Genomic DNA, 12,806 nt, shown 5'->3' with positions numbered 1-12,806 from the left:
TTAGGAAAGAAAAAATGCCTTTTTCTCCTACTGTACTGATTCTCATCAGAATAAATTATTCAAAAGGCCATCTTACTGGTATAAATAATCCGTTAAGATGGCCATGATTGCTTTTTTAATGCATTACATCTTCTTTTTGTCGTACTCGCCCAGCAAAGAATAGTAGCCAAACAGCCCCAAACCGAGGGAAATGATCGGCGTTAAGATACAGAGTATAATGATACCAAAGACCAGATCCTCTTGGTGTCCTGTAGCAATCTTAGGTAATGCCAATTCAAAAATGGAAAAATATGCCGTGTATATGGCTAGCATGATCCATACTATACCGAGAAGTTTTTTCAGATTATTCATGGTTCGGAGGTGTTGATTTGTTGTTGATGTATAGACTACCGATAATAAAGCAGACTGCAGCAATAAGGATAGGATACCCTAATCCCGCCAAATAAAACTGTGGCGTATTCGAGGCTTCTGCATTTGTGGTGAGGTAAGTGGAAACTGCCGGAAGGAGCCCTCCAAATATACCGTTGCCCACATGATAGGGCAAAGACATGGAGGTATATCGAATTTTTACAGGAAATAGTTCTACTAAAAATGCTGCAATAGGTCCGTAAACCATCGTAATATAGATAACCTGGATAAATATAAGGGCAACGAGCAGTATGTAATTTTTGCCTGTTAAATGTACGGTTGTTTTGACCGTTTCTTTTCCTTTAAGCTCGCCCTCTTGATGCTGGATTTTTGAACTGCTCATTTCTGTCCCATCGGCATACTGGCTTTTTGTGATCGTAATGATGGTAGAATTTTGTTGGGAGCTAGGTACTGTAGTTTCGTTGAGCTTGGTTTTTTGCTGAACATTTGATAGCTGATACATCGCTTCGTAAATAGGGCGATAGGTTAGCACCGCCAGGAGCATACCACCCAGCATAATCCACTTGCGGCCAACTTTGTCACTAAGCCATCCGAAAACGACAAAAAATGGAGTGCCTAACAATAACGCAATACCTAAAATGGTATCTGCCTGATCGGATTGCAGGTGCATGACCGTTTTCATGAAACTCATGGAGTAGAATTGACCGGTATACCAAACGACTCCCTGTCCCATCGCCGCACCAAATAAGGCTAGTAAAACAAATTTGAGGTTATACCGATTTCCGAAACTTTCTTTTAGCGGGTTGGTACTTGTCTTACCTTCTGCTTTCGCTTTGCTAAACTCAGGTGATTCCTTCATTTTTTTACGGATGAGGTATGAAACATATACCATTACTAAGGAGAGCAGGAAAGGAACGCGCCATCCCCAGCTATCAAATTGCGTCTCACTCAGAAAGCTTTTGGTTAAAAGAATCACCACAAGGGAGATAAATAAGCCGAAGGTAGCAGTAGTCTGTATCCAGGATGTCCAATAGCCACGTTGCCCCAAAGGAGCATGTTCGGCGACATAAGTCGCTGCACCCCCATATTCGCCGCCCAGCGCGAGTCCTTGCAAAAGCCGTAGGATCAAAACAATCAATGGTGCCCAAAAACCGATCGTTTCGTAACTTGGAATACAACCAATCAGAAAGGTCGCGCCACCCATCAGCATCAGTGTTACCATAAAGGTGTATTTGCGGCCGATGATATCGCCCAAGCGACCAAAAAACAATGCCCCAAAAGGGCGTACGACAAATCCGGCGGCAAAGGTAGCCAATGTCGATAGAAAGGCCGCTGTGGGATTGTCGGCAGGAAAAAATTTCGTTGAAATTACGATGGAGAGACTTCCAAAAATAAAAAAGTCATACCACTCAATGAGTGTGCCCATGGATGAGGCGCCGATGACTTTCCAGATGCTCTTTGTGCTGTTGTCGTTCATTAATAATCGGTTTAGTGTTATGCTTGCTTAATATAGAATTTGATCTGAATGAATTTATTTTCTTGTATTTATTGGATAACTCATTTGGTTACCATTGTAGACTGCCCTCTGATTTATATACTTTTCCGGGGAGCGAGCGGATCAGCGATTGCATTTCCAGTTCCAATAAGACCAGGGCCAGCTTACTCTGCGGCCAGTTGAGCAGCTTGATCATTTGATCAAGTTCCAGTTGTCCGTTTTGGTGAATGAGATTGAAAAGGCTCTCCTGGTCTTTAGTCAAACTCAATGGGAGGGCTAACTGCTGGTTTACGTCGTTTTTTTTACTGATTTCCCAATTCATGACATAGGCGAGATCTTCTGCATGTCTGATCATGTGGGCGCGATTTGTTTTGATCAGATAATTGGTTCCTTCGCTGCTCTTCTCGTATATGGATCCCGGAAAGGCACATACGTCTCTGTTATAACTATTCGCTATTTCGGCTGTAATTAATGCGCCCCCCTTAATTGCTGCTTCTACCACGATAGTAACATCTGCCATCCCGGCGATGATGCGGTTACGCATTGGAAAATTGACTCGTTCCGGTATGGTCTCCGATGTGAATTCGGTTAATAGTCCTCCATTTTCGAGCATTTTTGATGCGAGTTCGCGATGAGATGCTGGGTATATCCGATCCAGTCCATGAGCCAGTACAGCAACGGTCGGGATATTATTTTTTAAGGCATTGCGGTGTGCCAGGGCATCAATGCCATAGGCTAGTCCGCTGACGATCAGCGTGTCCCGGTCTTCATTTAAGTCACGGATTAGGTCCTCGCATATTTTCTGCCCATAATGTGTCGCATTTCTTGTCCCGACGATGCTGATGACTTTTGTTGCGTTGAGCACATCATTTCCCTTGTAGTATAACATGAGGGGGGCATCATCACATTGTTTTAGTCTATCGGGGTATTCCTTATCTTCGATCCATAGCGCTTTAATCTGATGTTTGTCGATAAAAGCAAGTTCCTTTTCGCAGGCTGACAGGTAAGTTTTGTTAAGGACAGCATCGGCGATAGATGCCTTCACCCCCGGGATCTGCATCAGTTCTTTTTTTGAGTAAGAGAAGAAATCCGCTAAGTTGTCGCAATGATCCATGATATTACGCGCTGTTCTAGGGCCAATGCCCTTGATCTTAGTCAAAGCTATGGGATAGATTAATTTCATAATTGGGTACTTTAAATATAGTGAAAAATTATAAATCTTGTAGCGCTTTTCATTAGAATTAATCATTTGATTTTGTGGCCATTTTCCGCAAACATTAGCGGTGCTGTTTCCACTGATAAGCCCTAGCTCGGAGATCGTATTGCTGGTCGTGTATCGCACGATCATTGATTGTTGATAAATTGAGTTCTGGAACCGCATTTGCGCTATCGTATAGATGAGCGTTTTGATTTCAGAATCGTTCCTTTTGGGGGAACAATTTGAGGCTGTTTTTGGGAAGAATGTTTTGATTTGGTAGCTTTGTTGAATTAACAATATTTTTAGTATGGAAATGAAAGAACCTTTTGATATAGAATTGGGCGATATAATTTATTCTGTCTTTCCGGAAGAGGAAGATGCCTATGTGATCTTTAAAGATGGAATGGAATATGTGAAAATTATAAAGGATACCGATACCACTTGGCTAAAACTAAATCCTGAAACCGAATTGCCGATGTTTGGAATGGATGAAGAGATTAACCTGATCGGGGAGGAAATCAAAAAAGAGCTTAGCCAATAATTCTTATAAGTTAAAGATCGTTAAAATTATTTTGCTCTTATCTGACGTTGATTATTTTAGGATAATCAATGATAGATATGGCACGTATTGGTTTCTTATTTTTAATCGCTCTTTGCATCTATTTGGCCTTTGATCGGCAGGTCTTTGCGCTACCTAAAGAGATTATTTTGCAGGATACCGTGAAGAAGAATGGAAAAGATACGCTTAAACTGGATACGGCTAAGATCATTCGTGAAAACCTTTCGGCCAAGGAGAAACTGGACAAAAAAAAAGAAGAATATAAATCTATCTATTTTTGGGGCGATACCAAGAATATGGTCACATTGCCACATCAAGGAGGGATCGCTGTCAATCTTAACAAACTTTACAATAAATTCAGCCGAAAAGGGCGGAATGCGAGGAAACTTCAACGTGAGTTTGAAAAAACTTACCAACAGGATTTAATTCGTGAGGAGTGGTATGCGTTGACGAAGGAATACAGTAAGTTGTCGGGAGATTCGTTGAATAAATTTAGGATATACTATGAGCCTTCTTTAACCTGGTTTTATGAAAATGATCGCTATGAAAAGATAGCTTATATGAATAAGTGCTTAAAATATTACCTGGATTCTGTAACCATTATCCACAGGCGGCTCCAACTGCCTATGGATAATGCTAAACTTTGATTACATCGGTACGTATACCAAATATTTTGTGTCAAAAAACTCTTCCTTAAAGTAGCCCGAGAGCGGGTACAATTCAGCTTTTAGTTTGGATTCTTTGATTTCTTCGCTCAGGTCACCACCTTTTAGATAAAGAATTCCGTTCGGAATTCCGTTTTTATCTTTCTTTGCGAATTTGTTTCGGATCCAGGGAGTGAATTCTCCAAGTCTGGTTACTGCCCGCGAGATGACAAAATCATATTTGTCGTCCAATTGTTCTGCGCGAATATGGTCGGCTTCAACATTTTTAAGGCCTAATCCCGCGGCGACTTCACGGACTACCTTGATTTTTTTTCCGATCGAATCGACTAAGTGGAATTTGACGTCCGGAAAAAGGATCGCCATGGGGATGCCCGGAAATCCACCGCCGGTACCGACATCCAAAATCTGTGTTCCCGGAGTCAACTCCTGAACAAATTTGGCGATGCCCAATGAATGTAATACGTGATGAAGATATAGGCTATCAATGTCCTTACGTGAAATTACATTGATCTGACTATTCCAAAAAGTATAGAGGTCTGCAAGTTTGGCAAACTGTTCTTTTTGTATATCCGTTAATTTCGGAAAATAGGAGTATATGATATCGACTGTAGGATTCAACATGTGATTTTTTAAAGGGGTGAATTATTTCCAGCTTATTTTTTTCTTTTTTCGGCTGAACAAACCATTGATACAAATATAGAAATAGTAGATGAAGTCTACCAGCGGAAGCCACCAAATCAGTTCTTTCACTTCGAGTTTCCTGTAAATAGATGAAAAAACGGCCCATTGGGCGAATAGTCTGAGCAGGTAAGCTGTAAGCGGAACGTACCAGAACGTAGGAAAAGCAATCGCAACAGCAATCAAGGTTAGGTAAAACAATGCCGCGGATACCAGCTGTGTACCCAGCATGCGCTGGTGACGTTTTTTATAAATGGTGGAGGCTCCCGAATGTCTTGCTTTCTGTTTATAATAGCTTTTCCAGGTTGTTTTGGGAGCCGAGTAGACAATAGCGCTTGGTGCGAGGACGATATTGACATTGGTTGCGGTGGCATTTTGGTTGACAAAAAGATCGTCGTCACCGGATTTGACATGCATGTGGGCTGCGAATCCTTTGTTGCGAAAGAAGAGATCTTTTTTGTAGGCCATGTTTCGGCCAACGCCCATATAGGCGTCTCCTTTGAGCGCATAGGATAAATAGCTCATTGCGGTATGGCTCGTTTCAAACCGAATCAGCAAATTGAGTAAGCTTCTTTTTTTAAAATAAGGCGAATAGCCCAATACGATTTCGGTCTCCGGCCTAAAAGCCGATGCAACCTCTTTCAACCACTGATTAGATTGAGGAGCACAATCTGCATCGGTAAATACCAAAGTCTGATGTTTTGAAGCCTTGATCCCCATACTTACCGCGAATTTTTTGCCATGCTTCAATCGGATATGCTCTTTGATATCGACAATTTTTAAATGGGCATATTGCTCATCAAATTCCTGGAGTATCCATGGTGTTTCGTCGGTTGAAAAATCGTTGACAACAATAACCTCAAAATTGGGATAATCTTGCTCAAGGATACTGGGCAAGTATTCACGCAGATTATCCTGCTCATTGTGCGCGCAGATAATAACAGATATTGCCGGGAGATCCGTTCCCTCTTGATAAGCTTCAATTTGGTACCTACTTAATTTGCTGTAAACAAATAAGATGTAATATAATTGTGCCAATAGGAAAAGACCTAATATTCCAAATATAATATATGGAAGATTGGCCAAAAATACATGTAGGTCAAGCATAGCCCACAAAGATAAGCGCATTCATAATCTTTTTATAAAGGAAAATGATAATTTATTCCTGAAACATCCTGTTTGCAAATCTTTTTGTAGTATTTTTGCAACATATTTTAGGAAAGGACGGGCGTAAACATACTGGTAAGCGGAACCATATTTCCGTTGTTGAAAACAGTCTTGCCCATATTATTGGGAAAAATACATGCGAAAGTCTGTCTACTAAAATGAAATTAGTCTTAGAGGAAAATATTAATGAAATTTACGCTACAAGCACAAGATACACTATCAAAAGCACGTGCGGGTGTTGTCGAAACTGCACACGGTCCCATTCAAACTCCCATCTTTATGCCTGTTGGCACCGCCGGTACGGTGAAGGCCATTCATCAGCATGAGCTGAAAAATGATATTGAAGCACAGATTATTTTGGGGAATACCTATCATCTTTATTTGCGTCCGGGATTGAACGTATTGAATAAAGCTGGTGGATTGCATAAGTTTAACGGCTGGGATCGTCCGATTTTGACCGATTCTGGTGGTTATCAGGTGTACTCCCTGACGGAAGTGCGTAAGATTAAAGAAGAAGGAGTAACTTTCCGTTCTCACATTGATGGTTCAAAACATCTTTTTACGCCAGAAAACGTGATGGATACGCAGCGTATTATCGGTGCGGATATCATCATGGCCTTTGATGAGTGTACGCCTTACCCTTGTGATTATGGTTATGCACGTCGTTCATTGGATATGACTCACCGTTGGTTGAAGCGATGTGTAGATCGTTTTGATAGCACGGATCCACTTTACGGATATGATCAGACCTTATTTCCTATTGTACAAGGCTCAGTTTACAAAGACTTAAGAATAAAATCCGCAGAAACAATAGCCTCCTTTAACCGGGACGGAAATGCAATCGGAGGATTGTCCGTGGGTGAACCGGCAGAAGAAATGTATGCGATGACCGAAGTGGTTTGTGATATTTTGCCTAAAGAAAAACCGCGTTATTTGATGGGAGTAGGTACTCCTGTGAATATCCTGGAAAATATCGCTTTGGGAGTTGATATGTTCGACTGTGTCATGCCAACGCGTAATGCAAGAAATGGTATGCTTTTTACACAAAACGGGATCATCAACATTAAGAATGAAAAATGGAAGGATGATTTTTCGCCTATTGAAGCAGAAAGCGACTTACATGCAGATCAGTTCTATTCAAAAGCGTATTTACGGCATCTGATAAAATCACAGGAAATTTTAGGTGCACAAATTGCTTCATTACACAATTTACATTTTTATCTTTGGCTAGTCAATCAAGCCCGGGAGAAAATCATAGACGGTACATTCTATGACTGGAAAAATAAAATGGTGAAAATTTTGGATCAACGTTTGTAATGGAGTCACATAAAAAAATAAAACATAGATAAAGTATGTGAGCCTCGGGGCTTGCAGAAGTAGAGTCTCAAATCTCATATCTTAATACTCAAATCTAAAACTATGCTTTCGTTAATCGATCGTTACATCATCAAAAAGTACCTGACAACATTTGTGTTCACGATGGCGATATTCACCGTGGTTATGGTCGTCTTTGATGTGTCCGAAAGATTGGACGATTTTCTGAAATACAAAGCACCACTGGATAAGATTATCTTTGAGTATTATGCCGGATTTATTCCATTCTATCTTAATTTTCTCTGTCCGTTAATTAACTTCATCGCGGTGATCTTTTTCACTTCGAAAATGGCGGATCAGACCGAGATTGTCCCGATATTAAGTGCGGGTTATAGTTTCAACCGTTTGTTGCGGCCTTATATGATTGCTGCAACAATAATCTTTGCTGTATCTTTCATATTCAATATATTCATTATTCCGCATACCAATAAAATGAAGGTGGATTTTGAGAATATCTATGTGAAACCGTTGAAGGATAACTCCCGGGTATCAACACATATGCAGCTGGATAAAAACAGTTACGTGTATATTGACAATTTTGACAATGCTACCAAGACTGGCTATGGTTTCGTCCTGGAGATTTTCAAAGGGGATACATTGAAGGAGAAGATGATGGCAGACCGTATTACTTGGGATTCAGTGGCGACGAAATGGAAAATAGAGGGATACACCAACCGTATTATCAATGGCTTACGCGAGCGAATGGACAAAGGGACAGTCAAAGATACGACATTGGATATGAAGCCCTCTGATTTTGAGTTAAGGGATAATATGTTTACTGCCATGGATACGCGAGAACTCAATATCCGAATCCATAAAGAAGAAACGAGGGGAACGGGGGTAATGAATGACTTATTGCTGGAAAAATATAAACGCTATGTTTACCCATTTTCAGCATTTGTTCTGACGCTCATGGGGGTAGCGCTTTCCTCCAAGAAAGTCAGAGGTGGGATCGGTTTAAGTCTTGGTGTCGGAATCGGCTTAAGTTTTACGTATATTGTTTTTATCCAATTTGCCACCATGTTTTCACTGAAAGGCGGATTGCCGCCGATAATTGCGGTATTGATTCCAAATGTGACTTTTTTATTGGTCGCAATTTATCTGGCTGTAAAGGCGCCAAAATAACTCCGATTACGATCATCAACTTAAGCAGCTTACAAAAAAAGGGAAAATAAGTGCTGCGCATGGTGATTTTTCATTGCCATTACAAATAATTTATATTCTATTGAATATGTCCAAAATTCATCTAAATCGGAATATCTTAATTCTGCATTTAACAATCCTGATTTGGGGATTTACGGGGATTCTAGGGAGTCTCATTTCTGTTTCTGCGATTCATTTGGTTTGGTACCGCGTGGCGATAGCTTCCATTTCTTTGCTGGCCTATTTCCTGTTGACCAAACAAACGATAGTAGTTTCCAAAAAACAGTTTCTTCAGTTTTTTATGGTGGGGGCCGTGGTTGGTCTACATTGGGTTTTATTTTTCTATTCCATCAAAGTCTCTACTGTCTCGGTCACGTTGGTAACTTTATCTTCGGTGACATTGTTTACGGCAATATTGGAACCGATTATCAATAAAAAGCGGATCGCGCTATTGGACATTGTGGTTGGTTTGGTGATCATCGTGGGGATTTATACCATATTTTCCTTTGAAACGCATTATTTGGTCGGCTTACTGGCGGGGCTTGGCTGTGCTTTTTGCGCCAGTATATTTTCCATTGCCAATGCAAGGATGGTTAAGAAATCGAGTCCGACATTGATCACATTTTACGAAATGCTGGGTGCATGTTTTTGGATCAGTATATTGATGTTTTTTACTGGGGATTTCAATGCTGAGATGAAATTGGGACAGCAGGATCTGATTTACCTTTTATTGTTGGGGGTAGTCTGTACGGCGGTTGCCTATGTGATGGGGGTAGCGGTCATGAAAGAGCTATCGGCTTTTACGGTTGCATTGACGACGAATTTGGAGCCTGTCTATGGAATACTTTTGGCCATGTTGATCTTTGGACAGAAAGAAACCATGAGCGGCGGATTTTATCTCGGAGCTTGTATCGTTCTAGGTGCGGTGTTTACCTACCCTTATGTGAAAACAAAATTGGAGAAGAGACAGAAAGATCTTATCATCCGAAAATTACATTAAAGATTACCGGGCAGTCTGTCTTTTTGGACAACCCGGTAATCTTTTGTTGTACACATTCCTGTTCCTGACAGTGGTTCGCCTTGATTGTTCACCATACCAAGAATTCAATTGTCGGGCAAATTAAAAGGCAAATTCACCTACCAGAACATTTCTCTCCTGATCCCTGTCAAGGTAAATCGTCGTGAGTTTACGTTCCTGTCTCCCAGTACTATAATAGGTGTAGATTTCTGCCAGAACAGCAGCGGGACCGGCCAAGGTCAGCGAACTATCGTTGTAGAAATCAACTTCTATTTTATATTTTCCTTTTAACGCTTTCTTTAATAAAAATTGTTCTGGACCGTAGCCTCCGGTAAAGTCGTTACTAAGACGACCCCCAATTGCTGTAGCGGGGTTGCTGTAGAAACATTTTTCCCCGTTTGGATCAGTTACCCAAAGATCGATATCGGTGTTTTGGGAATTCCAGTTGATGACTACGCGCATGTCAACGGGTAGGTCGGCAATCAGCTTTTTCTCCACAGCAACTTTTGCAGTTGCGTTTTTCTGAAGTTTAATGAGGTTATTGATCTCCATGACAAGGATTTCTTCAATGCCATCATCTCTATTTGCGGCTTCCGCTGAATAGCTTTGTATCAAGATGCCATAAAGTTCTTCCAAGGCTTCGTTGTAACGGCCCTTATCCTGTAATACTAAGGCGTAGTCACGATGACTCTGTGGATCCATTGGTCGCCATTTTAATACTTTACCGGTTATGTACAACGCGTTGTCGACGTCTCCCCATTCCCTGAGTTTGTATGAAATGGTTTTATAAAGGTCAGCATTTTCAATTTGCAGGTCTGCCATGGCACTCAGGATAAGCAATGCTTTTTGTTTATCTCCCCTTTTGAAAAAGAAATTGGCGACATCAAAATAGAACGTTGGTGTACCCATATACTGATCCCGAAGCTGAAGATAGCTTTTGTAAGGATCTTTGGCTTGATTAAGCTCCTTTAGGTAAGTATTGTCTTCCTTAATTTCGGGAATACTTATTTTTCCAGATACCTGATTGCGGGGATTCGTTACTTGTACTCCAGCGACTCGCTCTTCTAGTGCTTGAACAGCATTTACTGTGACGGCTTCCATAAGTTCATCTTTACTAACCATTTCCTCCTGAGCGCTGACTGCTGCGTTAGCTGCTCTTGAATTGGCGGACACAGACAGGCTCTTGTTTGTGGCACCTTCTGCTGATCTGGATTCCACGACCGCGGGTGTAGCCAATGGGCTTGCCGAAGGACGAGACGGTATTGGGGGAGCAACAATAGTTGTATGAGTCGACCGACCTGATCGCTCCCGTTGTGGGTATTTCGTTTTTTGCTGAAAGTCGGTATTCCACCAAGATTGGAGTTGCTCGGTGATACTTTGGGCCTGAGATAATAGATCCGCCACACGCTCTTCTTTTTCTATACGTTCTTCTTTTTTGAGTCGATTGAATTCGGGAAGCAGTTCTGCTGGTGGTGTAATTGCATAGCGTATATAATCTTCCACATTTTCAAGTACGATTAAACTTGTATTCCGGGTGACAATGCCAAACTGTTTTCCGATCGCTTCAATCTCTTCACGGTGGTCTTCATATTGGATGTCCAATGCCTCTATTTTCTTCTGCGCCCAGATCTGTTGCAGATCAATCTCGCCATTGTCAGGCTTTAATGGAACTTTGATTTCTTTAATTTGGTCTGTTCCATCACCAATTAAAAGTGTGATTTCTTTTGCATCACTGTTTTTACCAAGTCCCGAAACAGAGAAATAGGATTGAATAGGTGAGCCTTTTTCGGGATAGATTTCGGTAAAAGCATATTGTTCTTTTATTCCCAAAAAGAGTTGATCGATCGAATTTAGCATGTTATAGGCTTGCGTGATCGTCGTATTTGTCAAATTGACCATTTTCCCATAATGAGTCTGGGCAATCTGTTTGAGATTGGCATAGTCTGAGCTGGTTGAGGAGGTAATGCAATAAGTAGGCTGGTCAAGTACAATTTTGCCCTGGCCAAATGTAGAAAGTCCGTCACTGAAAAAGAGATAATTTGCGCCATGTAGAACTCCGCTCTTTACTTGGCTATAATCGGTACCGCCGTCATAAACAGTCTGTTTCAGGTAATCCTTCAATTCTGTCCAGTTTCCCTTGTTAATCTGAAAAGTGCGGGCTTTGCTGAAACGAATATCTAAATAGCCTAGATCCACTGATATATTCTGATTTTCATTGAAAAACTGATCCAGGAGGCTGAACTCTTTTTCCAGATCTCTATTTTTTGAACTTAGTGAACGATCCCAAATAATGGCGAGGCTGTTGCCCCATTTTTTTTGTGTCTGTTTAGGTATTTCCAATTTCGCATTGGCTAGAAAGTAAAAACTGCCATCCTGGTTGGATTGTTTTAATCCTGAGGTGGCGTTTTCGTTTAAAGGAAGTTTAATTGCGAGATTTTTTGAGGATTTAAACTGTTGCTTGCGTAATGTGGCAGCATAGTTATGGTTTTGTTCAGCAAATGCCAAGGATCCATCAGGCTGTTCAGTAAAGCTCGGCTTTTTATTCCCTTGGTAAACGTTGATGTTCAGCTCAACATTTTCAATAATGGAATTATAGTTCAAAGGCAAATAATAGTATAATGCCTGATCGGATTCTGGAGTTAGGTTCTCGGAATAGCTAATCTGAATGGTACGCCGTCCTTTTGAAGGCAAAGGATAGATACGTGTCCGGAAATTATTTCCTTCAACTTTTTCAAGCAGCCCGGGGTCTACTCGTCGTGTTTCTATACTTTCAAAAACTTCGGTTCCTTTATTTTTGTCCACAGGTACCGCCTGACGTAGTTTTCCGTTGATATCCAGGGCATAGCCGCTGACGGAGACACCTTCGGGCATCGGGAAGGTAAGTTCACCTTCAAGATCCCGATTTGACGTGTTTTCGAAAGTCATGGTCATTGATGTGTTTGCAATATTTCCAAAAATATTGACTGCTACTTTTAGGTCGACGAGTTTTGCTGCGTCTACACCTTGCTCATTTTTTATTTTTAAGCTGGGCACCTCACGGGTGGGTTTTATTTGAGACTTTGTATCCACATTGGAAAATACCAATAGGGTGAGGAGGGCTAATATTGTCTTTTTCATCTTTGAAATGATTTGCTTATCAA

11 protein-coding genes are annotated in these 12,806 nt (G+C 41.1%); 5 read left to right on the top strand and 6 right to left on the bottom strand.

Translation table 11 applies throughout. The annotated features are described in order from the left end of the window. Window positions 1–123: 123 nt before the first annotated feature. The 3 genes from DCO56_RS22530 to dprA all read right to left on the bottom strand — a co-directional run bounded on the left by DCO56_RS22530 (window position 124) and on the right by dprA (window position 3,047). Window positions 124–351, bottom strand: coding sequence for a DUF6814 family protein (locus DCO56_RS22530; RefSeq protein ID WP_108635979.1), 228 nt, complete (start codon window positions 349–351; stop codon window positions 124–126). Next, window positions 344–1,846: an MFS transporter gene (locus DCO56_RS22525; protein WP_108635978.1), complete on the bottom strand. Its 1,503-nt coding sequence runs from the start codon at window positions 1,844–1,846 to the stop codon at window positions 344–346. Before DCO56_RS22525 ends, DCO56_RS22530 begins: the two co-directional genes overlap by 8 nt. 88 nt (window positions 1,847–1,934) lie before the next feature. Beyond that, the gene (dprA, locus tag DCO56_RS22520; RefSeq protein ID WP_108636112.1) at window positions 1,935–3,047 is read right to left on the bottom strand and encodes a DNA-processing protein DprA; all 1,113 of its coding nucleotides are present in this window, start codon (window positions 3,045–3,047) and stop codon (window positions 1,935–1,937) included. A gap of 322 nt (window positions 3,048–3,369) precedes the next feature. Here dprA and DCO56_RS22515 point away from each other — a divergent pair, with 322 nt between their 5' ends. Then, on the top strand, window positions 3,370–3,603 hold the full coding sequence (locus DCO56_RS22515; protein ID WP_108635977.1) for a hypothetical protein: 234 nt from the start codon (window positions 3,370–3,372) through the stop codon (window positions 3,601–3,603). A gap of 68 nt (window positions 3,604–3,671) precedes the next feature. Then, a complete protein-coding gene (locus DCO56_RS22510; RefSeq protein WP_108635976.1) occupies window positions 3,672–4,268 on the top strand; it encodes a hypothetical protein in 597 nt (198 codons plus the stop codon). Here DCO56_RS22510 and rsmG read toward each other — a convergent pair whose 3' ends face one another. Next, window positions 4,269–4,907 carry a 16S rRNA (guanine(527)-N(7))-methyltransferase RsmG gene (rsmG, locus tag DCO56_RS22505; protein WP_181390646.1) on the bottom strand — a complete coding sequence of 213 codons (639 nt, stop codon included), beginning with the start codon at window positions 4,905–4,907 and terminating at the stop codon, window positions 4,269–4,271. 21 nt (window positions 4,908–4,928) lie between these two features. Further along, window positions 4,929–6,092, bottom strand: coding sequence for a glycosyltransferase (locus DCO56_RS22500; RefSeq protein ID WP_241254918.1), 1,164 nt, complete (start codon window positions 6,090–6,092; stop codon window positions 4,929–4,931). Between the two features lie 225 nt (window positions 6,093–6,317). Between DCO56_RS22500 and tgt the strand changes: the two genes are divergently transcribed. The 3 genes from tgt (at window position 6,318) to DCO56_RS22485 (ending at window position 9,648) form a co-directional block, all read left to right on the top strand. Further along, window positions 6,318–7,448: a tRNA guanosine(34) transglycosylase Tgt gene (tgt, locus tag DCO56_RS22495; RefSeq protein WP_108635974.1), complete on the top strand. Its 1,131-nt coding sequence runs from the start codon at window positions 6,318–6,320 to the stop codon at window positions 7,446–7,448. Window positions 7,449–7,550: 102 nt separating this feature from the next. Then, on the top strand, window positions 7,551–8,630 hold the full coding sequence (locus DCO56_RS22490) for an LptF/LptG family permease (protein WP_108635973.1): 1,080 nt from the start codon (window positions 7,551–7,553) through the stop codon (window positions 8,628–8,630). Window positions 8,631–8,736: 106 nt separating this feature from the next. Further along, a complete protein-coding gene (locus DCO56_RS22485) occupies window positions 8,737–9,648 on the top strand; it encodes a DMT family transporter (RefSeq protein ID WP_104384968.1) in 912 nt (303 codons plus the stop codon). A 120-nt stretch (window positions 9,649–9,768) separates the two neighbouring features. Here the strand turns inward: DCO56_RS22485 and DCO56_RS22480 are convergent, their stop codons facing one another. Then, complete coding sequence (locus DCO56_RS22480) at window positions 9,769–12,783, bottom strand: VIT domain-containing protein (RefSeq protein ID WP_181390645.1); 3,015 nt, start codon at window positions 12,781–12,783, stop codon at window positions 9,769–9,771. Window positions 12,784–12,806 lie beyond the last annotated feature (23 nt).

Origin of the sequence: Sphingobacterium athyrii, assembly GCF_003071065.1 — a bacterium.
Classification (GTDB): Bacteria; Bacteroidota; Bacteroidia; order Sphingobacteriales; family Sphingobacteriaceae; genus Sphingobacterium; species Sphingobacterium athyrii.
The sequence above is the reverse complement of the archived record's forward strand: the minus strand, read 5'-3'. Positions and strand labels throughout refer to the sequence as shown.

Coding starts and splice junctions, on each gene's coding strand:
- rsmG (WP_181390646.1), bottom strand. CDS start 4,907: ATGTTGAATCCTACAGTCGATATCATATACTCCTATTTTCCGAAATTA.
- DCO56_RS22525 (WP_108635978.1), bottom strand. CDS start 1,846: ATGAACGACAACAGCACAAAGAGCATCTGGAAAGTCATCGGCGCCTCA.
- tgt (WP_108635974.1), top strand. CDS start 6,318: ATGAAATTTACGCTACAAGCACAAGATACACTATCAAAAGCACGTGCG.
- DCO56_RS22480 (WP_181390645.1), bottom strand. CDS start 12,783: ATGAAAAAGACAATATTAGCCCTCCTCACCCTATTGGTATTTTCCAAT.
- DCO56_RS22500 (WP_241254918.1), bottom strand. CDS start 6,092: ATGCGCTTATCTTTGTGGGCTATGCTTGACCTACATGTATTTTTGGCC.
- DCO56_RS22510 (WP_108635976.1), top strand. CDS start 3,672: ATGATAGATATGGCACGTATTGGTTTCTTATTTTTAATCGCTCTTTGC.
- DCO56_RS22530 (WP_108635979.1), bottom strand. CDS start 351: ATGAATAATCTGAAAAAACTTCTCGGTATAGTATGGATCATGCTAGCC.
- DCO56_RS22490 (WP_108635973.1), top strand. CDS start 7,551: ATGCTTTCGTTAATCGATCGTTACATCATCAAAAAGTACCTGACAACA.
- DCO56_RS22485 (WP_104384968.1), top strand. CDS start 8,737: ATGTCCAAAATTCATCTAAATCGGAATATCTTAATTCTGCATTTAACA.
- DCO56_RS22515 (WP_108635977.1), top strand. CDS start 3,370: ATGGAAATGAAAGAACCTTTTGATATAGAATTGGGCGATATAATTTAT.
- dprA (WP_108636112.1), bottom strand. CDS start 3,047: ATGAAATTAATCTATCCCATAGCTTTGACTAAGATCAAGGGCATTGGC.